19 protein-coding genes are annotated in these 22,675 nt (G+C 62.3%); 5 read left to right on the top strand and 14 right to left on the bottom strand.

Annotated elements, in window-relative coordinates; genetic code table 11:
• Positions 1-22: 22 nt before the first annotated feature.
• The 6 genes from NGM68_RS03600 to NGM68_RS03625 all read right to left on the bottom strand — a co-directional run bounded on the left by NGM68_RS03600 (position 23) and on the right by NGM68_RS03625 (position 7,831).
• On the bottom strand, positions 23-1,114 hold the full coding sequence (locus NGM68_RS03600) for an ABC transporter permease (RefSeq protein ID WP_252700282.1): 1,092 nt from the start codon (positions 1,112-1,114) through the stop codon (positions 23-25).
• Positions 1,111-2,241 carry an ABC transporter permease gene (locus NGM68_RS03605; protein ID WP_252700283.1) on the bottom strand — a complete coding sequence of 377 codons (1,131 nt, stop codon included), beginning with the start codon at positions 2,239-2,241 and terminating at the stop codon, positions 1,111-1,113. The genes NGM68_RS03600 and NGM68_RS03605 overlap by 4 nt, the downstream gene beginning before the upstream one ends.
• The gene (locus tag NGM68_RS03610; RefSeq protein WP_252700284.1) at positions 2,238-3,860 is read right to left on the bottom strand and encodes an ABC transporter ATP-binding protein; all 1,623 of its coding nucleotides are present in this window, start codon (positions 3,858-3,860) and stop codon (positions 2,238-2,240) included. Before NGM68_RS03610 ends, NGM68_RS03605 begins: the two co-directional genes overlap by 4 nt.
• Positions 3,861-3,914: 54 nt before the next feature.
• Positions 3,915-5,099, bottom strand: a complete 1,185-nt coding sequence (locus NGM68_RS03615; protein WP_252700285.1) for a BMP family lipoprotein — start codon at positions 5,097-5,099, stop codon at positions 3,915-3,917.
• 304 nt (positions 5,100-5,403) lie between these two features.
• Positions 5,404-6,372, bottom strand: a complete 969-nt coding sequence (locus NGM68_RS03620) for an ROK family protein (RefSeq protein ID WP_252700286.1) — start codon at positions 6,370-6,372, stop codon at positions 5,404-5,406.
• 124 nt (positions 6,373-6,496) lie between these two features.
• Entirely contained in the window at positions 6,497-7,831 is a 1,335-nt protein-coding gene (locus NGM68_RS03625; protein WP_252700287.1) for an aminotransferase family protein, read from the bottom strand.
• A 175-nt stretch (positions 7,832-8,006) separates the two neighbouring features.
• On the opposite strand from NGM68_RS03625, the gene mmsA reads away from it, so the two are divergent.
• Positions 8,007-9,479 carry a CoA-acylating methylmalonate-semialdehyde dehydrogenase gene (mmsA, locus tag NGM68_RS03630; protein WP_252700288.1) on the top strand — a complete coding sequence of 491 codons (1,473 nt, stop codon included), beginning with the start codon at positions 8,007-8,009 and terminating at the stop codon, positions 9,477-9,479.
• Between the two features lie 81 nt (positions 9,480-9,560).
• Here mmsA and NGM68_RS03635 read toward each other — a convergent pair whose 3' ends face one another.
• From NGM68_RS03635 to NGM68_RS03655, 5 genes are all read right to left on the bottom strand, one after another.
• The gene (locus NGM68_RS03635; RefSeq protein ID WP_252700289.1) at positions 9,561-10,079 is read right to left on the bottom strand and encodes an Lrp/AsnC family transcriptional regulator; all 519 of its coding nucleotides are present in this window, start codon (positions 10,077-10,079) and stop codon (positions 9,561-9,563) included.
• 175 nt (positions 10,080-10,254) lie between these two features.
• Positions 10,255-11,025, bottom strand: coding sequence for a hypothetical protein (locus NGM68_RS03640; RefSeq protein ID WP_252700290.1), 771 nt, complete (start codon positions 11,023-11,025; stop codon positions 10,255-10,257).
• A complete protein-coding gene (locus NGM68_RS03645) occupies positions 11,022-11,957 on the bottom strand; it encodes a zinc-binding metallopeptidase family protein (RefSeq protein ID WP_252700291.1) in 936 nt (311 codons plus the stop codon). Before NGM68_RS03645 ends, NGM68_RS03640 begins: the two co-directional genes overlap by 4 nt.
• Positions 11,950-13,215 (bottom strand): ArgE/DapE family deacylase, encoded by a 1,266-nt coding sequence (locus NGM68_RS03650; RefSeq protein WP_252700292.1) that lies wholly within the window; start codon positions 13,213-13,215, stop codon positions 11,950-11,952. The genes NGM68_RS03645 and NGM68_RS03650 overlap by 8 nt, the downstream gene beginning before the upstream one ends.
• Positions 13,216-13,227: 12 nt before the next feature.
• A complete protein-coding gene (locus tag NGM68_RS03655) occupies positions 13,228-13,977 on the bottom strand; it encodes an SDR family NAD(P)-dependent oxidoreductase (RefSeq protein ID WP_252700293.1) in 750 nt (249 codons plus the stop codon).
• Positions 13,978-14,406: 429 nt separating this feature from the next.
• On the opposite strand from NGM68_RS03655, the gene NGM68_RS03660 reads away from it, so the two are divergent.
• Positions 14,407-15,846 (top strand): FAD-binding oxidoreductase, encoded by a 1,440-nt coding sequence (locus NGM68_RS03660; protein ID WP_252700294.1) that lies wholly within the window; start codon positions 14,407-14,409, stop codon positions 15,844-15,846.
• Between the two features lie 168 nt (positions 15,847-16,014).
• On the top strand, positions 16,015-16,689 hold the full coding sequence (locus NGM68_RS03665) for a class I SAM-dependent methyltransferase (RefSeq protein WP_252700295.1): 675 nt from the start codon (positions 16,015-16,017) through the stop codon (positions 16,687-16,689).
• 119 nt (positions 16,690-16,808) lie between these two features.
• Here NGM68_RS03665 and NGM68_RS03670 read toward each other — a convergent pair whose 3' ends face one another.
• The 3 genes from NGM68_RS03670 to NGM68_RS03680 form a co-directional block, all read right to left on the bottom strand.
• Complete coding sequence (locus tag NGM68_RS03670; protein ID WP_252700296.1) at positions 16,809-17,402, bottom strand: HdeD family acid-resistance protein; 594 nt, start codon at positions 17,400-17,402, stop codon at positions 16,809-16,811.
• Between the two features lie 293 nt (positions 17,403-17,695).
• Positions 17,696-18,718, bottom strand: coding sequence for an ABC transporter ATP-binding protein (locus NGM68_RS03675; RefSeq protein WP_252700297.1), 1,023 nt, complete (start codon positions 18,716-18,718; stop codon positions 17,696-17,698).
• The gene (locus NGM68_RS03680; protein ID WP_311136055.1) at positions 18,715-19,797 is read right to left on the bottom strand and encodes an ABC transporter ATP-binding protein; all 1,083 of its coding nucleotides are present in this window, start codon (positions 19,795-19,797) and stop codon (positions 18,715-18,717) included. The genes NGM68_RS03675 and NGM68_RS03680 overlap by 4 nt, the downstream gene beginning before the upstream one ends.
• Before the next feature lie 251 nt (positions 19,798-20,048).
• Between NGM68_RS03680 and NGM68_RS03685 the strand changes: the two genes are divergently transcribed.
• Together NGM68_RS03685 and NGM68_RS03690 are read left to right on the top strand one after the other, a co-directional pair.
• Positions 20,049-21,653: an ABC transporter substrate-binding protein gene (locus NGM68_RS03685; RefSeq protein ID WP_252700299.1), complete on the top strand. Its 1,605-nt coding sequence runs from the start codon at positions 20,049-20,051 to the stop codon at positions 21,651-21,653.
• Positions 21,654-21,724: 71 nt separating this feature from the next.
• Positions 21,725-22,675 (top strand): ABC transporter permease, encoded by a 951-nt coding sequence (locus NGM68_RS03690; protein ID WP_252700300.1) that lies wholly within the window; start codon positions 21,725-21,727, stop codon positions 22,673-22,675.

Genomic DNA, 22,675 nt, shown 5'->3' on the forward strand with positions numbered 1-22,675 from the left:
GAAAACGGAATCGCTCTCCTGTCTACTCCTCTTTCTCGTAGGGTTCGCCCACCGACGAGGGCATGCGGGTCTTCCCCCAGAGGGTGAGGACGACGATCACGCCGACGTAGGGAGCGAGTCCCATGAGTCGGGCCGAGATCGCCCGTCCCATGATGGTGATGTCGGCTGTCTGGAACTGGATCTGCAGCATGTCCAGGCCGGCGAAGAGGAGCGCGGCGAGGGCAGCCCCGATCGGGTTGTAGTTACCGAAGAGGTAGGCGACGATGGCGATCCAGCCCCGGCCGTCGACCATCGTATCGCCAGTTCCGATGAAGTCCCCCGCGTGAGCGAGGAGGACGGCGCCGCCCAGGCCGGCCATCGCCCCGGAGAAGATCACCGTCGCGTACCGCACGCGATTGACGTCGATACCGGCGGTATCGAGCGCCTTTGGATTGTCGCCCGCAGCCTGGATCCAGTAGCCGTAGCGGGTGCGGTAGAGGAAGACCCAGGCGGCGATCACCATGATCAGCGTGAGCACGACCAGCGGCGATTGGCTGAAGACGATGGAACCGACGTAGGGGATCTCCACGAGGTACGGAATCGAGTAGTGGTTAATGCTCGCCAGCCCGGGGCTGCGAACCGTGTCCCACAGTAGCGACGCTGCAAACGGCGCGAACCCAAGTCCCATGAACCAGATGGCCAGGCCGGCGACGATCTGATCGGCCTTGTACCGGATCAGGAGTACCGCGTAGAGAACGGTCAGAACGAGCGTGAACGCAACCGCGATGGCGATCGCGAGCCAGATGTGAGGCTGGCTCGGTGACGTTCCACCCATGCCGTACATCGTCGCGGCCGCCGTGATCGCCCCGAAGATCATGAACCCCTCGAGCCCGATGTTGAACACGCCGCTTTTCTCGGCGTAGAGGCCGCCGATGGCCGCGAGCGCGATCGGTGCGGCGCCGACCAGCGTACGGTTGATGAATCCGACGGTGAAAATGCGCCTGAGCGTGACCCAGATGTCATCGAGCGAGACGCCGAAGAAGACGACGCTCACGCCCACGAGCGCGGCCAGCACGAGCACGACGAGCCCGCTTATTCGAACGCCCCGACTGGACGTGTAGTCGGCGACGCTCATCGGTCGTCACCTCCGAGGCCCGTTCGCTTGGCGATCATCCTGAACAGCTCGGGTGCGGCGACGAACAGGACGACGAGCCCGACGATGCCGTCGATCAACTGGACGGGAACGCCGCTGTTGATCTGGACGTACGAACTCGAGGAGTCGAGCGCGCCGAAGAGCAAGGCGGCCGGAACGACGCCGAGTGGGTTGTTCGCCGCGAGCAGGCTGACGGCGATGGCGTCGAAGCCGTAGTTGCCGATGCCGCTCGGGTCGATGAAGTAGCCCTGCACCATGATCGCGAAGACGGCGCCGACGAGGCCGGCGACCATCCCCGAGACGGTCATCGTCGTCACGATCATGCGCTTCGAGGCGACCCCGGAGAACGTGGCCGCCGGCTCCTGGTGGCCGCTGGTCACCATGTCGTAGCCGAAGCTCGTTCGCGTCATGACGACGCTGATGACGACGACGACCGCGAGCGCGAGCAGGAGGCCGACGATCGAGAAGTTGGGGTTTTCGAACACCAGTTGCGGAAATCCAACGTTGTCAGGCAGATACGCGGTTCGCACCGACCGGGCGTCGTCGGGACGTAGCGGGCCGTCGACGGCCCAACCGACCAGCCCGATGGCGATGAAGTTCAACATAATGGTCGTGATGATCTCATTGGCCCCGTAGTAGGCCTTCAGCGCTCCGGGTAACGCCCCGTACAGCCCTCCTGTGACCGCAGCGACGACCAGCCCGAGGACGATCAACACGACGCCGCCGAAAGCGCCGGTCGGTAGAAACGGTGCGACCCAGATGATCGCCAGCACGCAGGAAATTCCGCCGATGATCAACTGCCCCTGGGCGCCGATATTGAACACGCCAGCCCGAAAGGCAACCGCGACGGCAACGCCGGCGAGGATGAACAACGTCGTGTATTGGAGCGTTCTCGAGAACGCCCGTTCGCTGCCGAATGCGCCGACGACCATGTCGCGGGCGAATTGCAGCGGGTCGTGACCGACGGCGGCCACGATCACGAGGCCGATGAGGATCGCCAGTGTGGTCGAACCGATGGCGATGCCGATTCGCTCGTAGACCGACGCGGTGAGCATGCGGTCGGCGGCGCGGTCGAGGCCGCGACGAAGTCGGCCCGGATCGTCGCTCATGACTGCACCTCGCCGTCGGTTCCGACGGTTTCGTCTGTCTCGACCGACTCGCCGTTTTTCCCTTCGAGCGACTGCGATTCGTCCTCGCCCTCGAGTCGCTTCCCCGCCATCAACAGACCGAGTTCCTCCTCGGTGACCGCGTCCGGATCGACGATCTGGATGAACTCACCTTCATACATGACGGCGATACGGTCGGCGAGTTTCTGGATCTCGTCCAGCTTCGAGGAGACGACGACGATGCCGAGTCCCGCATCGCGAAGCTCGATCAGCCGGTTGTGGATGAACTCGATCGAGCCGATGTCGACCCCGCGGGTCGGATGTGCGGCGACCATCACGATCGGATCGTGCCCGATCTCGCGGCCGACGATGAACTTCTGCTGGTTGCCCCCCGAGAGCGAGGCCGCTCTCGTGTCCGGATTCGGTGGCTGGACGTCGAACTCCTCGATGATCTCCTCCGCGTGATCCGAAACGGCGCCCCAGTCGAGCCAGCCGTTGACGGCGTAGGGCTCGACCGTCTGGTTCCCCAGTAAGGTATTTTTGACCAGGTCGTAGTTCTGTACCAGTCCCTCGGTCTGGCGGTCGCCCGGAATGTAGCCGATACCGAGTTCGATTCGATGGCGTCGACTCGTGTCCGTGATGTCGGTTCCCTCGAACCGGATCGTTCCCGATTCGACGGGCCGAAGCCCGGTGAGGGCCTCGGCGAGTTCGGCCTGGCCGTTGCCCTGGACGCCGGCGATGCCGAGTATCTCGCTCTCGCAAACCGTGAGGTCGACGCCGCTGACCTGCTCGAGGCCCCGATCACCAATCACCGAAATCTCCTCGGCGGTGAGTACGGGGTCGCCCACGGGTGTGTCCCGGGTCGCCCGGTCGAACAGCACTTCCCGCCCGACCATCATCCGCGCCAGTTCCTGTTCGCTGGTATCGGCGGCGTCGACCGTTCCGACCGCCTTGCCGTCCCGAAGCACGGTGATCAGGTCGGCGATCTGTAACACTTCGTCGAGTTTGTGCGAGATGAATATTAGCGACCGGCCTGCCTCCCGAAGGTCTTCCATCAGGGCCATCAGTCCGTCGACCTCCTGTGGCGTGAGGACGGCCGTCGGCTCGTCGAGGATGAGCGTCTCGGCCCCCCGGTAGAGGCTCTTGACGATCTCGACGCGCTGGCGGGTGCCGAGATCGAGTTCTTCGACGGGGGTGTCGAGGTGCTGGTCGACGTTGAAGCCGTAGCGCGCACAGATCTCCTCGATGTCGGTTCGTGCCGCCGACTCGTCGACCAGCCCGTTCTCGGTCGGCTCGTGCCCCAGAATAACGTTCTGGAGAACCGTCATCGGCTCGATCAGCTGGAAGTGCTGGTGGATCATGCCGATCCCCTGTTCCATCGCGTCGTGGGGCGATTCGAACGTCTGAGGTTGGCCGTCGACGTAGATCGTGCCCGAATCCTGGTCGTACAACCCGTACAGCACGCTCATGAGCGTCGTCTTGCCAGACCCGTTCTCGCCAAGCAGCGCGTGGATCGCCCCCTCCTCGAGGGTGAAATCGATGTCGTCGTTTGCGACGACGTCACCGAAGGTCTTGGTGATCCCCTCGAGTCTGACGTTCGCCGGTTCGTCACTTACAGCCATGGTACTCCAGTCGATGTATGCATGCGGGCCAAAGGTCAAAAGGTGTGCGGCTCGTTAGCAGCCGGTCGGTCCGCAGCTGAGCTCTATCTCATCGTCGAGGAACGCCTGTCTCGCGGCTTCGATGTTCTCTTCGAGGGAGTCGGGAAGTTCACCTTCGAACTCCTGACCGACGACGAAGTCGATCCCCTCGTTCTCGATGCTGAGGTTCTGTTCGCCCGAGACGCTTCCCCAGTCGTCTTCGTACACCGCTTCGGCGACCATGTACGTGGCCTCGTTGAGGGCTTTGATCGCCGAGCCGAGAATGACGTCTGCGTACTGGTCGTCGGTGACCGACTGGTCGCTGTCGACGCCGAGGGCGAAGCGATCGTTGTCCTGTGCGGCAGAGAACGCCCCTGCGCCCGCTGCGGCCGCGGCGTGCCAGACGATGTCGGCACCGTCGTCGAACTGCGAACTGGCGACCTCGTTCAGCGCTTCGGAGTCGGAGAAGCTGCCACCGTAGCCGGTGAGCACCTCGATGCTGTCGTCGACCCACTCGACGCCTTCGATGTAGGACTGCTCGAAGGCGTTGATCAGGTCGATGTCCTCGCCGCCGGCAAAGCCGACGATGGACTCGTCCGGATCGGTGGAACTATCGTCGTGTTCAATCTCCTCGTGGGTCAACGTTCCGGCAGCGACGCCCGCGAGGAACGACATCTCGTTGTTCATCTCGATCCAGCCCGAGACGTTCTCCGCACCCTCGACGTGGTCGTTGATGAGCATCCAGTACTGATCCGGGTACTGCTCGGAGTTCTCCGCCAGCCCCTCCCAGTGCTGGTAGCCGACCATCACGATGAGATCGTAGGAACCATCCGCAGCGAGGTCTTCCTGCCTGGCCGCGAAGTTGGCGGTCTCGGTCTCTTCGACCTGTGTAACCTCGAACCCGAAGTCGTCAGCTGCCTCCTCGAGCCCCTCGAGGGCGTTGTCGTTGAACGCGTTGTCGCCGAAGCCGGCGTCGCTCGAGATGATGGCGACCTGGTTGTCGGCGTCGGCGTCGCCATTGCCGTTACCGTTCCCGTTGCCATTGCCGTTGCCGTTGCCATTACCGTTACCGTTTCCGTCGTCGTCACCGTTCCCGAGACACCCAGCGATCGCAATGCCACCGAGGGCTGCACTCGAGCCAAGTATCGATCGGCGAGAGATGCGCGATTTAGAGGACTCTACCGGTTCCTTCTCACCATCATTGCCATTGGGTAGCACCATACGTGGAATGTTACTACACAGATATTAAATCTTTTCGACAAACATTTCGACCGACGTTTTGGCTGTATTATCTGAGATAAGTAACAATGTGTGTATGTGTTAGTGGGCTAATTATAGTTCGTAGGTAGCTTCGGGGAAGTACACGTATGTCCAGCCATCAATTCGACAGCCTGGAATCCCACTCGGGAGCGAAACCGATCGGTGCGAAAGTCGGTCAAGATCCCTGGCGAGTCTCACACCGATCTCCAGTCGGCGCAGTGGCAGGGACACGATCGTGGTAGTGTCTGCGCCGATTCGACGGGCGTCAATCGGTGATCTCGGTCGTCGGCTGACCAACAGATCCAGCGAGGCGTTTACGATACACGCCGAGTGCCCCATACAGTCCGATCTCGGTTCCGAGCGGAGTGATCTCGAGTTCCGGCCGGTCGACGAAGCAGTACCGCTCGAGGTAACGATCGATTCCCTCGAGCAGCCAGTCGGCATTGTTGAGCGCGACGCCGCCGCCCACTGTCACGCGACCCGGGTTAAACGAGTTACACAGCGTGCCGATGCCAGCGGCGTTGTACCGGGCGATCCGATCCAGACAGTCGGTCGCGAAGCGATCCCCATCCGATGCGGCGTCGAAAACGTCCTGAGCGGTGAGTTCGCGTTCGATCTCCGAGAGGACGCTCCCATCGCCGTCTCCGTTCTCGAGGCGGTGAGCGACGTACTGTGGGATCCCTCGACCCGAACAGTACGCCTCCCAGGCGCCGGTGACCGCAGCGCTTTCGAGGGGGCCCTCCGGTTCGATCGGGAGGAGACCGAACTCGCCGGCCTGGCCGTGTTCGCCGCGAACGAGGCGACCGTCTTCGACGACACCGCCGCCGATTCCCGTGCCGAAGGTTACGTGGAGCAACGAGCGGACGTCACTCCGTTGCCCGAAGTACCACTCACCGAGTGCGGAGGCACTACAGTCATTTTCGACGACCGTCTCGAGGCCGAACCGACGTTCGATCGGGGTGGACAGATCCAGGTGCTCGATGAGTGCACCGTCCGGCGTATCGAACGCACTGATACACCCTGACTCGGGATCGACCAATCCCGGTGCAGAGATCGCGACAGCATCCAGGGACTCCGATTCCAGCCGCGTCTCGAGTGTGTCGATCAGTTGCGTCTCGAGCGCGTGGGGTCGCGTCGGTTCCGTCGAGACTGCGGTCACAAAATCGCCCTCCGGCGTTCCGACCGTGTAGTGGAAGTTCGTGCTTCCGACGCCGAAGAGCGCAACGCGAGTCATACGACGGACGACAGCACAGAGCGGGAAATGTGTTCGGTTTGCTCGTACGTTTTACGAACCGAGTTTCCAGTTCGCTGGCCGCTCGGCGTGGGGTCTCGAGTTGTGATCGCTCGAAACCAGTCGCTTACGCATCCATCGCCGAGTCCGATACCTCGAGGGCGACGTCGATCGCGTCGATCGCGGCGTCGACGTCTTCCCGGGTGATCGTCAGCGGCGGGGAGATGATCAGCGTGTTGATCATGTTCGCCACGTAGGTGCCGTTCTCGAGGGCGGTCGCCGCCACCTCGTCGACGATGGTCGACCCCTTCGAGAGCTTGTCCGCTCGCGTGCCGAAGGGCTCGCGCCCGTCGCTCCGCTTCGTGAGTTCGATGCCGTGGAACAGGCCGATACCCCGCGTGTCACCCACGCTCGGGTGACTGTCGGCCAGGTCGTCGATCCGACCCTCGAGGTACTCGCTCATCTCGCTCGAACGCTCGATGAGGTTCTCCTTTTGGTAGGTTTCGACGGCGGCGAGCCCGGCGGCGCAGGCGACGGGATGACCTGCGTAGGTGTGGCCGTGAGTCAGCATGTTGTCCTCAAAGTGGTCGGCAATCTCGTCGGTCACAGTAGTCGCCGCGAGCGGCGCATATGCCCCCGAGAGTCCCTTGGCCATCGTCATGATGTCGGGGGTGACGTCGTAGACATCGCTGCCAAACCACTCGCCGGTGCGGCCGAACCCGGTCATGACCTCGTCACAGATGAGCAGTGCGCCGTGGTCGTGGGCGATCTCCTTGAGCCGGGGGAGGTACTCCGGCGGCGGGACGAGGATCCCGTTAGAGCCGACGATCGGTTCGACCAGGACGGCCGCAACCGTGTCGCCCTCGAGCATCAGCATCTCGTCGATGTACTCGAGGCTCTCCATGGGATCGAGCGTCGAGCCGTAGGCGTAGGGGTCGGGCGCTTTGATCATTCCGGGGATACCGGGTTCGGCGGCGAGGCGTCTCGGATCGCCAGTGACGCTGATCGAGCCAGCCGTCGCGCCGTGATAGGAGCGGTAGCGCGAGATGATCTTGTCCTTCCCCGTGTAGAATTTGGCAATTTTGAGGGCGGCTTCGACGGCTTCGGTGCCGCTGGTCGAGAAGAACGTCTTCGAGAGATTGCCTGGGGTGACGTCGGCGAGTTTTTCGCCGAGTTTGGCTCGCGCCTCGGTGGCAAACCCGGGCGCAAAATACGCTCCGTTCTGGGCTTGTTCGGCGATGGCGTCGGCGACGGCATCGGCCGAGTGGCCGAGGTTCGAACACATGAGCTGTGCGGAGAAATCGATGTACTCGGTGCCATCGGCGTCGGTGAACGTCACCCCGTCGCTCTCGACGATCTGTGTCGGTGCGACCTCGCTCTGGTAGGCCCACGTGCCGAAGACGTACTCCTTATCGAGCGCCTCGATTTCGTTGAGATCTGCCGCATAGTCGCCTGTTGCCATCTGTCTACCCCACGTTGACTCTCCATTGATTAATATTTATCCCTGCTCAAAATCGACTGGACAGTGTCCTATCTAAGCTTGTTATTCTAGACTAATTACTTCTCACCACTGTTCGAGAGAATATTGTTCAGCATCTCCAGAACCCTTATAGGGGTGCACGAACAGTCATAGATAAATGTCACACGATAGCTCAGCCTCAGGTGGCGATGTGCGAAACTACGTCGACGGCGACTGGGTCGCCCCGACGGCCGACGACGGCCAGGACGTCGTCAACCCCGCTACCGGGGAGACCCTCGGCTACGTCGGATACAGCTCCGAAGACGACGTGGATGCAGCCGTCCAGGCTGGCGCCGACGCGTTCGAACAGTGGCGACGGACGCCGGTCGAAGCGCGCATCCAGCCGCTGTTCGAACTCAAACCGCTGCTCGAGGAACACCAGCAGGAACTCGCCGAGATTCTCGTTCGAGAGCACGGCAAGACGATTGGCGAGGCCCGCGGCGAACTCCGTCGAGGAATCGAGAACGTCGAGGTCGCCTGCGGTATCCCGACGCTGATGCAGGGGGGCCACGTCCAGAACGCTGCCCCGTCGATCGACGAGACGGCCGTCAGAGAGCCCCTGGGCGTGTTCGCCGCGATCACACCGTTCAACTTCCCCGGCATGATCCCGCTGTGGTTCCTCCCCTATGCGGTGGCGACCGGCAACAGCTTCATCTTGAAACCGAGCGAGCGTGATCCACTCGTCGCCGAGCGGATGTTCGAACTCATCGACGAGGCCGGCTTCCCCGACGGTGTCGTTCAACTGGTCAACGGCAGCGTCGACACCGTCACCGCCCTCATCGAACACGACGGCATCGAAGGAATCTCCTTCGTCGGCAGCACGCCCGTTGCCAAACACGTCTACGAACAGAGCGCCGCCAACGGCAAGCGCGTCCAGGCACAGGGCGGGGCGAAAAACCACGTCATCGTCTCCGAGACCGCCGACCTCGAGTTCGCTGCCGAAAAGACCGTCAGCTCGGCGCTAGCCTGCTCGGGTGAGCGGTGTCTCGCAAACGACGTCGTGCTCGTCGAGGAGTCGGTGTACGAGTCGTTCGTCGACCTCGTCGCCGCGGAAGCCGACCGCCAGGTCGTCGGCAACGGCCTCGAGGAAGACACGACCGTCGGCCCGCTCATCACGCCGGAACACGAACAGCGGGTTCGCGAGTACGTCGAGACGGGTCTCGAGGAGGGGGCCGAACTGGTCGTCGACGGGCGGGACGTCGACGTCGACGAGGCTGGGAACTTCCTCGGCCCGTGTGTCTTCCGGGACGTCACCCCCGAGATGGTCATCTCTCGAGAGGAGATCTTCGGCCCGGTGCTCGGACTGATGCCCGTCGAGAACGTCGCCGAGGGGATCGAGGTCATGAACCGCAGCGACTTCGGCAACGCCGCCAGCCTCTTTACGGGAAGCGGCGCGGAGGCCCGGCAGTTCCGCCACGAGGCCGAGGCCGGAAACCTCGCGGTCAACGCAGGCACCGCCGCGCCGATGGCGTTCTTCCACTTTGGCGGTCAGAAGGACTCGTTCTTCGGCGACCTCCACGCGCAGGCCGAGGACGTCGTCCGATTCTACACCGACGAGACGGTCTACATCGAGCGCTGGCCCGAGGAGTAACGGGCTCGAAGTGGATATACTCTCGAGATCGCTGTAGACTCCCCCCAGACCGCTCGAGAAATTAGAATCGAGTCCAGTCGCTCACTCCTCTTTTTGCACGATTCCCTTCATGTCGTCCGACATCACCGACACGACGCTCGGGGAGCTTTTGATCTCGTCCATGACGAACCGCGAAGAGGTCTCTTTGACGCCGTCGATGCCGACGATTTCGTCGAGCACCTCGTTCATCTGCTCGCGATCCTGGACGCGCATGATGGTGACGAAATCGACGTCCCCCATCGTGTAGTAGACCTGTTCGATGCCGTCGATCCCGGCGAGATCCGTGCCGATGTCCTCGGAGTAGCCCTGCTCGTGTGTCACCGCCACCTCGGTGATCGCCACCATGTCGAGGCCGAACGGCACCGGGTCGAGGTCGGCGGTGACGCCCTTGATCACCCCGCGCTTTTTGAGCTTCTCGAGGCGGTAGTGGATCGCCGATTTCGACAACCCAAGCTCTTCGGAGAGGACGTTGAGGTTGACGTCGAAGTCGTTCTCTATGTACTCGAGCAGGTCGATATCGGTCTGATCGAAGGTCTCGGCTCGAGAGCGAGTTTTTGACATACGCTCAGTTGAGCACGGTGAAACATAAAAGAGGTGTGTTATTTCCGCAATCGTCGGGTCGCCGTCGAGGACACTGGCTATTTTCGGGCGTGGTACCGAACCGCGGATAGTGAACAAAACCGACCACATGGGTCGGGGTTCTCGCCCTGCACCGCCTATAGAGGAATTCTTGACGTCACTCGAGTTCCCGTTCGACGACCAGCCCGTGCTCGTGTGCCTTTCGAGCGACGCCGACCGTCAGCGCGTGGTAGGCACCGCCGAGGTCGGCGTCGATCTGAACGTCGTCCAGGCCGCCGATCACGACAACGTCCGAGAGGACGTCGGCGGCCGAGTGAGTGACTGCAACCGCCGCGTCGGGAGCCAGGTACGGCGTCGTCGACGTCGTGATGGCCTCGGTCACGGCCGGGTCGGCGCCGTCGGCGGGCACCTCGGCCGTGAAGCGCTGACCCTCGTAGCGTAGATCGAGTTCGACACCAGCACCGACGTCTCGGGGCGAAACGGTGATCTTCCCGTCGTTCGTCTCGAACGAAATCGTCTCACCCACGGTCGTCCGGCGTTCGGTACCAGAACGTTCGGTACCGACGTCGGCCACCGCCCTGGCGAGTGCCGGGTTCGGCAGTCCCGCTGGATGGCTGACGACGGCGTCGGGGCCGCGCTCGCTCGAATAACAGATCCGGTGTTCGGGCCTCGTGAAGTCCCACTCGCTGGTGATCCCGACGACGTTCGCGGCCGTGACGCCACCCAGTCGAAGCGGCCCGAGAACGTGTTCGACGACGAAGGCGCGGTTTCTCGAGACGCCCTCGAGCGATTCGACCAGATCGACGCGAACGTCGGCCTTGCGGACGTGCTCGAGGGTCGCCGGAATCCCGTTGATCCGGATGCCCGGCTCGTCGCTCGGTTCGACGCGGACGTACTCGCCTTCGGCGGGTTCGGTGACGGTTCTCATCGGGATCCCTCGATCCCTTTCGCTCCCATTTCCAGCGTCTCGATCGTTCGCTCGAGCAGCCGACGACACGTCTCGACGTCCTCGGCGTCGAACGACTGGCCCGCAGCGCCGGTTCCGAGGGCGAGTTTGTTCGGGCTGGGAACCGCCGTGAACGGCGCGGTCGGTGGGAGCCACGCGTACTCGTCGTCCCCTACGATCGAGACGTGGGCGGCCTCGGCCGCTTCTCGAACCGCTGGGTCGGGAACCGCCCGTTGGACGCCGCTCAGGCGCTCGAGACGAACATTCGTGACGCCCGAACAGTCCTCGAAACGGGCCTCGACAGCGTCGGCCGTCGTCGCTGGCGTCGTCCGGACGTCGAACGCGACGACCATCGTCTCATCGGCGACCTGCATCGACTCGAGCGCGAACGTCGTCATTCCCGTTGTGAACACCCCCAGGTCGTCGTCGTCGACCGGGTAATACTCGTGGTCAGGCTGGGCTGCCTCGAGCACCGACCCCACTCGCTCGTGATCGTCGGCCACGCGATTCCCTGCCGAGCGCTCTAGGGTGACGGTTACCGTCGCCCGGCCGCGAGACACCGTCCCCAGGCGGCCGCCCAGGGGCTCGAGGACGAGCCACGGCCCCTCGGCGGTGAGATCAAATTCTGCCTCCGGGTAGTGCAACCGGGCGTCGGAGTCGGCGGTCACCGTCGCGGCGGCTGCGAGCAGCCCGGCCCGTGCGCCATCAGTGCCGACGTAGGCGTCTCGTTCCGGGCCGCCGTCTTCTGGCTCGATCGTTGCCCGGTCGACGGCCGAGAGCAGGTCGTCGCCCTCGAGTGAGTGAGCCAAGACGTTCACCCCATCGCCGTCGACACCGGCGAGCGCCCGCTCGCGAACGGTCTCGAGCGACGGAAGCTGTCCGTCTTCCAATTCGCCGGAGCCACCCTCAACCATCTAGCTCCCCCATCAAATCGGCCGTGGCCGCGGCCATCACCTTCGCCGCGGTGACGACCTCCTCCGTTGGCACGTACTCGTCTTCGACGTGGGCCTGCTCGAGCAACCCCGGCCCGTAGACGATACACTCCTCGATGCCGGCGTCGTTGACGACGAAGCGCTGGTCGTCCGACCCCGGCGAGACGACGTACTCGGGTTTCCCGTGGTGAGGTTCGATCTCGCGGGCGAACGACTGGGCGACCGTACAGTCCCGGGAGACGATGGCGGGTTCGGCGAACATGATCTCCTCGTACTCGACACGGGTACCGGTCGCGGCCTCGGTCTCGGCCATCAGCGTTTGAATCTCCTCGCGAGCGCTCTCGACGCTCTCTTCGGGTACCAGCACGCGGTAGAACGTCGAGGTACACCGGTCGGGGACGACGTTCTCGGAGTAGCCCGCGTCGATCATCGTCGCCGAGATGTCGGCTCGGGCGGACTCCGACGGGACGACGGGTTCGTCGGTCGTCCGCTCGTGGAGACGGTCGCGGTAGGCGTCGATCCGGGTGAGGAAGTCGTTCATCGCCATCACGGCGTTGTGCCCGTCGTGGGCCATGCAGCCGTGGGCCTTCTCGCCGTGTGTGCGAACTCGGAACTTCAACACGCCGCGGTGGCCGAGACAGATGCGCGAGGAGTCGAAACACTCGGTGTAGACGCAGTAGTCGGTGTTCTCCGCGGAGAGGTGCCCCTCCCGCACCAGTTCACCCAGGCCGGTGAACCCGCCGGTCTCCTCGTCGACGGTCATGCTCTGGGTGATCGTTCCTCGGATTGGTACGTCGAGTTCCCGGAGGGCGTCGATCGCGAGCACGCTCGCGGCGATGCCCGATTTCATATCGCTCGAGCCGCGGGCGTAGAGCTTTCCGTCCTCGAGACGGGGCTCGTAGGGGTCGGTCGCCCAGTCCTCGCCCGCCGGCACCACGTCGAAGTGGCCGGTGAAGTGAATGTCAGGTCCCTCCCGTCCCTCGTCCAGGTGGGCGAGGACGTTCACTCGCTCGTGATCGGTTCGATCCGGGTAGTACTCGGCGACGACGGACTCGGGGACGGTGAGCAGGTCGACGTCGTAGGTGCGCGCCTCGAGCTGGTCGCGGAGGAATTCTGCGCCCTCGCGGTAGTTCATGCCCGGCGGATTTTCGGTCTCAATGCGCAGGAACTCCTCGAGGAATGCGAGGCCCTCCTCGTACTTTCGGTCGACGGCGTCGGTGATCGCGTCGCGTGTCGTCATCTCGTGGCCACCTCAGATGTCACGTCCACCGTCGACCTCGAGCGCCGTCCCCGTTATCATTGCGGCATCCTCGCTGGCGAGGAAGACGGCCGCGGCGGCGACGTCCGTCGGTTCACACAGCCGCCCCAGCGGGATGGTGTCGTGCATCGACTCGACGCTGAGGTCGCCGGCGGCGAAGTCCTGTAACATGGGCGTGTCCGTCGCGACCGGGCAGATGGCGTTGACTCGGATGCCGTCGTCGGCCAGTTCGTAGGCGAGTTGTTTCGTCAGTCCGACCATGCCCGCCTTCGAGGCGACGTACGCCGAGAGGCCGGTTCGTGGCCGTATCGCCGCCGTCGAGGCCGTGTTGAGAATCACGCCGGCGTCGGACTCGCGCAGGTGTGGCACCGCGTACTTCGTTCCGAGGAAGGCGCTTTTGAGGTTGACGTCCTGGATCGCGTCCCACGTCTCTTCGTCGACGTCTTCGACGGGCGTCGACTCCTGTGGAATGCCGGCGTTGTTGTGCAACACGTCCAGGCCGCCGAACTCGGTGACGGCTCGGTCGATCATCCCCTCGACCGCCTCCGGGTCGGAGACGTCGGCGACGTGGGTCACGGCATCCCCGCCGTCGGCGCCGATGGCGTCGGCGGTCGATTCCGCGGCGGTTTCCTCGAGGTCGACGACCAGGACGCTCGCCCCCACGTCGGCGAACCGCCGAGCGGTCGCCTCACCCATGCCCGAGCCAGCGCCGGTCACGATCACGCGTTGGTCACTATCATGCATACTCGAGGATCGATTTGAACAGTCATCAAGTTTTGGGAGGATGCGGCGTTGCTCGAGAAGGCGTGCATTGATTGTGGGGTGTCGAAGAACATATTCCAGTTTTACTGGGTTGTGGGAGAACTATGTTCGGGTAGAGGGCTGTGGAACGCCAGCGTAGATCATCGGATCGCGGCAGATTGAAGTCGCCTCTCGGAATCGAGACTCGGGAGAGCACCGCTCGATCGCTCGATTTGTCGTAGTGACCAGCACCCTAAGCCCGTCGACGGGGACACCGGAGGTGACTCAACGACCGAGGGAGGCCACCTGGTTTGCAGAGGCCAGTACGATTGCACTGCGTGGGCACCTTGCACCGTTCGCACGAAACACAGCGGCTGGAATATTGTCGTCGGCTAGCTATCTTACTCGTGACCACGTGCTATCGACGATGCCATGAGCCAGACGACTATCACAACGCAGGACGGAGAAACGACGTCACTCTCAGCAGAGACACTCGAGTCGTTCGACCACCGCGTGCGCGGGTCGATACTCTTTCCGGCGGACACCGGCTTCGAGGAGGCGACGCGCCTCTGGAACGGGATGATCGAGAAAACGCCCGCCCTGGTCGTCCAGCCAACCGGGACGGCCGACGTCGTCGCGGCAGTCGAGTTCGCCCGCGACCACGACCTCTCGATATCGGTGAAAGGTGGCGGCCACAACATCGCCGGAACCGCCCTCGTCGACGGCGGCCTGACCATCGATCTGTGCCGTCTACGCGGGGTCGTCGTCGATCCAGACTCCCGGACGGCGACGGCCCAGGGCGGCTGTCTCGTCGGCGACGTCGACCGTGAAACGCAACTGCACGGTCTCGCCACCCCGCTCGGCTTCGTCTCCGAGACCGGGCTGGCCGGCCTGACCCTCGGTGGCGGCTTCGGCTACCTGACCCGCCGATTCGGCTGGGCGGTCGACAACCTGCTCGAGGTCGAAATCGTCACCGCCGACGGGGAGGTTCGGCGCGCCAGTCGCGAGACGAACGCGGATCTCTTCTGGGCCGTTCGCGGCGCTGGCCACAACTTCGGCGTCGTCACGTCGTTTACGTTCCAGTTACACGCCGTCGGGCCGACCGTCTACGGCGGGCTAATTGCGTGGCCGTTCGACTCGGCCGAGGACGTCCTCGAGACGTATCGCGCACTCACGGATGAAGCGCCGCGGACGCTCACCGCGTTTCTGATTCTTCGTCGTGCGCCCCCAGCACCGTTCGTTCCCGAGGAGTGGCACGGCAAACGGATCTGTGCGATGGCCGTGTGCTACAGCGGCGACCTCGAGACCGTGGAGGAGGTACTGTCACCGATTCGGGGGCTGGGAGAGCCGGTCGTCGACCTCCTCCAGGAACAGCCGTACACGCAGCTCCAGTCGTACCTCGACGCGACCCAGCCGAAAGGCCACAACTACTACTGGAAGACCGAGTTCGCGTCCGAACTGGGTGACGAGTTCCTGTCGACGATGCGGGAGCTGGCTGCGGAGTGCCCAATCCCGGGCGCACAGTTGCTATTCGCACACGTTGGTGGGGCGCTCAACGAACGCGAGGAAGGCGACGGCGCCGTCGGCAACCGCGACGCTCGCTTCGTGTACGGGGCGGCGGGGATGTGGGAGCCAGACGACCCACAATCGGCGGCCCATCAGCAGTGGATTCGGGAGGCGTGGGAGCAGTTCCAGCCGTTTTCGACCGGCGGGAACTACGTCAACTTCCAGACCGCGGACGACGACGAGAAGCGGTTGCGAGCGACGTACGAGGCGAACTTTGATCGCCTCGTCTCGGCCAAAACGGCGTACGACCCGGACAACGTCTTCCGGTCGAATCGGAACGTTCGTCCAGCCGACCCGACTCGGTGACTCTCTTCGCCCAAGTGACTCACACGGACGGCGGCAGAAAATATATCACTGCGTCTAAGGTTTTGAAAGGTAGGACGGATCGTTCAGGTGCGTAACGATGACTGATAACGAACGGGAGACGACCCCAACCGCTGCGGGCTACATCTATTGGCAGAACGGCGAGACAGCGTGCAAACGAGTCCGTGGGGCGAGAGCGACTACCAGCGCCACTACGTGTGGCCGGGCGTTCGGTCGATGCTCCCCGACCTCACTGGCAAACGGATTCTCGACGCCGGCTGCGGGATCGGCGAGTACACGAATCGTCTCCTCGAACGCGGTGGTGATGTCGTTGGCGTCGATCACAGCGCTCGAGCGATCGGGGTCGCGACCGACCGCTTCGGGGATCGGGCCACGTTTCACCACGCCGATCTCACCGAACCCCTCGCGTTCGCGGCCGACGACGAGTTCGACCTCGTGGTTTCGATCCTCGTTCTGGGACACATCGAACGCTGGCGACCGGTGTTCGAGGAGTTCCGCCGAATCCTCGCTGGCGACGGGGCGCTGCTGTTCGCAGTGATACACCCCATGCGACGGTACCGACGCCACCGTGACGAGTTCGATAGCTACTACGACGTCGATTCGCACACGCTCGAGTGGGGCGACACGGGGGCCACCGTCGAACAGTACCACCGGCCGATCGGTGAGGTCATCCACTCGCTCACGGAGAGCGGCTTTCGACTGGAGGCGTTTCGTGAGATCACCCCACAGGAGGGCTACAGGGAAGCGAATCAAGACCGGTACGAGACGGCCATGCACGAACCGGATACCCTCTGTGTACGGGCTCGTCCGGATAGCGGTGACTGATCGTATTTCCGGCCTACTGTGTGGGGGTGCCTCTCGTATCGGTGCCCTCGAGTTGATATGTTCAGCTACGCGCGTTCACACGCCTCAGCGCGTCATAGCATCGCGAAAAGAAACCCGGTTCACGCACCACGGGGTTCAGCCGCGGGCGGGGTGACGTCCTCCTCGAGGTGGCGTCCGCCGTAGGCAACGCCCACCATCGAGAGGCCCGTGAAGAGCAGGCTCGCGCCGACTACGAAGCCGACGAACCAGGCAGCAGTCACGGGGAAGCCGGCAAAGAGGAAGACTGCCAGGACGAGCGAGAGGACGCCGCTGGCTGCGATCCAGCCACGGCCCGATCCGCTGCCCATGCGAAGGCTCGTGCCCAGTTCCGCCAGGCCGTCGACGATCAGGTAGCCGATGGCCAGCAGCGTGATGGTCATGAGGCCGATGATCGGGTTCACCAGGAGGAGGATCCCGGCCGCGATCGAAACCGCGGCGAGGACGACCTGCCAGCTCGTTCCCGTCCATCCTCTCGCGGTGTAGGCGTGTGCGCCGTGGACGACGCCGCCCAATACCAGCATGGCGCCGATGACGTAGGTGATCGCGATTCCCGTGGCGACGGGAAGGATCATTGCGAGTAGGCCGAGTATCGCGACGACCGCACCCGCTAGCGCAAGTGTTCTCCATCCCTCTTCCAGGGAGTAGGCTCCGGTTTCAGTTGTAACTGTGCTCATGGTATTCACCGGTAGAATGAACGTCGTGTGAGTGTATAGATCTTTTTGACGATTTGACAGTTCATCAGGGGAACGGACTGGTTGATTCGGCTGAGCGACGACGCCGAGGCGTTGATATTCGGATCAGACCATCGGTACGCTGCTCGAGTTGCTGTAGTCGGCACGACGTGTGTCGTGATGGTTTGATTAGTAGGGCGGGTGTCGTGACTCGAGCGTGAATTGCTATGCGTCAGCCATACCGCTTCGAAACAACTGCCACCCCACAGCGTTGGCGTGCTCGCTGTTTCGTCGAGTTAGTCAGCCCAGTGGTGACAGGCCACCGATCCGATTCCCGTGTCTTCGAGGTCAGGATCCTCGACCTCACACTGCCGTTGATCCCCCTCAGCCAACTCGGGCTTCAACTGGCATCGTGGATGGAAGTTACAGCCAGTGGGCGGATCGGCCGGATCCGGCGGCGTGCCCTCGAGGTGAATCCGGTCGTCCGACCGGCCACCAGTGCCGACGGTCGGCACGCTCGAGAGCAGCGACTGCGTGTAGGGGTGTTTGGGATCCTCGAACAGCGTCTCGACGTCGGTCAGTTCGACGATTCGGCCGAGATACATGACGGCCACACGGTCGGCGATATGCCGGACGACGCTCATGTCGTGGCTCACGAACAGGAACGTGAGGTCGTACGTCGTCTGTAACTCCTCGAGCAGCGAGAGGATCTGTGCCTGTACGGAGACGTCGAGTGCACTCACCGGCTCGTCTGCGACGACGATGGATGGATTCAACGCGAGGGCTCGAGCGATCCCGACGCGTTGACACTGCCCGCCGGAGAGCTCGTGGGAGAATCGGTTGAAGTGGTCGTTCGGATCGAGCCCGACGACGTTGAGTAGCTCGCGAACACGCTCGTTCGGGTTCTCGACGCCACCGTGAATGCTCATCGGCTCCTTGATAATTCGTCCGACGGTCATTCGGTCGTTGAGGCTGGCAGAGGGATCCTGGAAAATCATCTGGAGATCCCGCCGAATCCGTCGAAGCTCCGATCTGTCGAGGCTAGCGAGATCCTTGCCATCGTAGCGAACCGTGCCGGCTGTCGGTTCGTGTAACTGGAGAAGCGTTTCAGCCAGCGTGGATTTCCCGCAGCCAGATTCGCCGACGATCGCTAAGGTTTCCCCCGGATAGAGGTCGAAACTCACGCCGTCGACGGCTTTGACGTCACCGACGTGGCGATTGAGGATCCCGCTGGTAATCGGATAATACTTCTTCAGATTTTCGACACTCAAGAGTGGCTCGGTCGTCACACGCTCCTCGGTCGGTGACGGTATGGTCATCGGTGATACTCCTCCGTGTGGATGTAACAGGCGCTCATTCGTTGGGGGCCGAATTCGACGTCGGGTGGGCGCTCCTCTTTACAGAGCGGTTTAGCGTCTGGACACCGGGGGTGGAACCGACAGCCGGATGGCGGGTTGGCGAGGTTCGGTGGCATTCCGTCTATCGGATCCAGTTCACCTGGATTGTCGATTCTGGGGACGCTGTTCAGGAACGTTCGCGTATAGGGATGTTTTGGGTCGGCAATGATCTCCTCGAGCGACCCTTTCTCGGCAATCCGACCGGCGTACATCACGATCACGTCGTCACACACCTCCGAGACGACGCCGAGGTCGTGCGTGATCATCAACAGCGCCATCTCTCGAGTCTCCTGCAATCGTTCGAAGAGATCGATCACCTGGGCCTGAATCGTCACGTCCAGTCCGGTCGTCGGTTCGTCCGCGATCAGCAAGTCCGGCTCACACGCCAGCGCCTGGGCGACGAGTGCACGCTGGGCCATCCCTCCGGAGTACTCGTGTGGATAGCGGTTGACGGCTTCCTCCGCGTTCGGTATCCCGACCTCCTCGAGCAGGCTGATCGCCCGCTCGTGTGCCTCCTGTTTACTAACATCCTCGTGGGCACGAATCCCTTCCGCGATCTGGTAGCCGACCGTGTACGCAGGATCGAGCGCGGAGCGTGGCTCTTGGAACACCATCGCGATTTCGTTGCCGCGAATAGCGCGAAGTTCGTCGGTGCTCATCTCGAGTACGTCGCGCCCTTTCCAGCGGACGGTGCCCGATTTGATCTCGCCGGGCGATTCGATGAGGCGGACGATCGAACGAACAGACACCGATTTCCCACTGCCACTCTCTCCGACGATACCGACGGCATTGCTGGGGGAGACCGTATAAGAAATGTCATCCACTGCAGACACTTCCCCTTCGCTCGTCCGAAAGGTGGTTGTAAGATTTTCAACCTCCAATAACGGGTCTGCCATTTGTGTACATCTGTGTGAGTGAGGACAAAGGCTTTTCCCTGGCCGGTTCGATTTATTCTCGTCTGAAGGAGACATACAAACGCAGGATGCGTCTGTCGTCCACATCTGCACACGTATTTCGGTGGTGGTCTCGGTATCGAAATTTCGTTTAATGATTTACGATACCTGGTCAATATCATTCAATGCTAATTGGGGGCACGGACGCCACAACTTTCGGTAGAGAGGCGCCATCGGCACACTCTTCTCACTGTTTGTGTTTGTACTAATGTCTCCAAAACTGATCTAAACCAGCAGCTATAGGTGGATAGAACAGTATCCTAATAATCATGGACAATATGGAAGATCCTGGTGAGAATGTGGGTGAAAGAAGAAAATTCCTCAAGCTGGCCGGTGTCGTCGGTGCCAGTGCGCTCGCGGGGTGTATGGGTGGTGATGACGATGAAGACGACGGTAACGGGACACCCGACCTCGGCGACGACAACGGCAACGGAGACGATGAACCTGACGAAGTAACCGAGGGTGGAACGCTTCGAGTCGGCTACGAAGCCGACCTGACGGGACTGGATCCGCACAACATTTCGAGCGTCGTCTCGTGGAACGCGATATACAACATCTGTGAGACACTGATCACGTTCGACGACGGTGAAGCGGTCGGTCGACTCGCCGATGACTACGACGTCGACGGAACGACGTATACGTTCCACCTGAAAGAGGGCGTTCAGTTCCACGACGGCTACGGCGAGATGACCGCCGACGACGTGGTCTACTCGTTCGAACGTATGATGGACGAGGAAGCCTCGACGAGTCCAGATCTGCTCGCGACCGTCGAGGACGTGCGTGCCGTCGACGAATACGAGGTCGAAGTCGAACTCCAGGAGACGTTCGGCCCGTTCTTACAGTATCTCGCCCGTGTCCACTGGGTCATCGTGCCAGAAGACGCCGTCGAGGAGCAGGGTGGGAACATCGACGACTTCCAGGAGCCGGTCGGCACCGGACCGTTCGCGTTCGAAGAGTACACCCCGGACAACAGCCTCGTGATGTCGGCGTTCGACGATTATCACGTCGAGGACGCCCCTCACGTCGACGAGGTCGAACTAATCATTACCCCGGATCCGGACTCGCGCGTACTGGCACTACAAAACGACGACCTCGACTTCGCTCGTGAGATTCCGGGTCGACACGCCGAATCCCTCCAGAACGATGACGATACGAAAGTCGCCCTGAGCGAAGCAACCGGGTGGGCAATGATCCACATCAACTGCAGTGAACCACCGTGGGATGATCCCGCCGTCCGACGCGCCGCTGCCCACGTCATCGACCGCGATGCGGTTATCGACGCCGCACTCTTCGGCTTCGGGTCGGCCGGTGTTCAGCCGTTCCCGGAAGGAAACGTCTGGAACTACGACCTCGATAACGAACGCTGGCAGGATCTCGAGGAAGCCCAGCGCATCCTCGAGGAGGCCGGAAACCCGCTCGAGGGCGAAACGCTCGAGATCAAAGTCACCAGCGAGTACTCCATTCAGGAAGCGATGGGCGAAATCATCCAGGCTAACTTCGCCGAAATCGGTGTCGACGTCGAACTCAACAACCAGGAGTGGGGTACTCATCTCAACGACTTCGTCGAATCGAACTTCGGTGCGCTGTCGTTCTCGGTTCCCTACAAGGTCGACCCCGACCGCCACTACTACGGGTTCCTCGTCGAAGACGGGTACAACAAGTACAACGACGAACAACCCGACGCCGACCGCGTCCGTGAGCTCCTCGAGCTTGGTCGCGACGAACTCGACGAGGACGAACGTCTCGATATATACGCCGAACTCGAGGGACTCGTCCAGGAACACGTTCCGTGGGTATCGGTCGCTCACACCGACGACATCAATGGCCTCCGTGCGAACGTTTATGGATTCGAGGAGTGGACGCTTCCGTACGACCGCTACTGGACGATGTGGGTCGACGAGTAGTCGATCCGTCGCCATCTCACGAGATAGCATCACCTCACAACGCTTCACCCCCATATGACGCCAACTAACGTATGACGCAGGTGCACGAGTACGCAATTAAACGAATTTTGTCGGCGATTCCGGTTCTCTTCATCGTCTCGTTCACGATAGTCGCACTCATTCGGATGGTTCCCGGGGATCCAGCCGTCATTATGCTCGGAACCGACGCCGATCCCGAACAACTCGCGGCGCTACGCGAGTCGATGGGGCTGAACCAGCCGTTGTATATTCAGTACATCGACTATATGTCCGGCGTCGTTCGTGGTGACTTCGGCTACTCCTACATGGGAGGGCAGTCAGTAACCGATGCAATTCTCCAGCGCCTTCCGATTACGATCTCGGTCGCAATCGGCGGATTCATCGTTTCCCTGGCCATTGCGATCCCGGCCGGAACGATTAGCGCTGTCAAACAGGATACCTCGAGCGACTACGCCGCACTCACATTCGGGCTGCTCGGCGTCTCCATTCCGAACTTTTGGCTCGGGATTATGTTGTTGATGGTGTTCGCCGTCTGGTTCGGCTGGTTTCCGGTTACCGGATACGTCTCACCACTCGACGATCCGATCGAGGGGATCCGCTATCTCGTCCTCCCGAGTATCACGCTCGGCACCGCAATGGCCGCGATCGTGACGCGGATGCTTCGATCGGAAATGCTCGAAGAAATCCGCATGGAGTACCCGGATTCGCTCCGAATGAAGGGCGTCAGCGAGATGACCGTCCTTCGTCACGTGATGAAGAACGCCTTCATCCCCGTGATTACGGTAATCGGGATGCAGGTCGGATACCTCCTGGGTGGCACGATCGTCATCGAGGAAGTGTTCAGCATCCCCGGGATGGGGCGGCTATTGCTCGATGCGATATACAGCCGAGACTACATGATGTTACAGGGTGTCGTACTGGTCTACACTGCCATGTTCATCGCGGTCAACGCGATCGTGGACATCACGTACTTCTACCTGAATCCAAAGCTGCAAGATCGGTAA

Source organism: Natronosalvus vescus (assembly GCF_023973145.1).
GTDB lineage: Archaea > Halobacteriota > Halobacteria > Halobacteriales > Natrialbaceae > Natronosalvus > Natronosalvus vescus.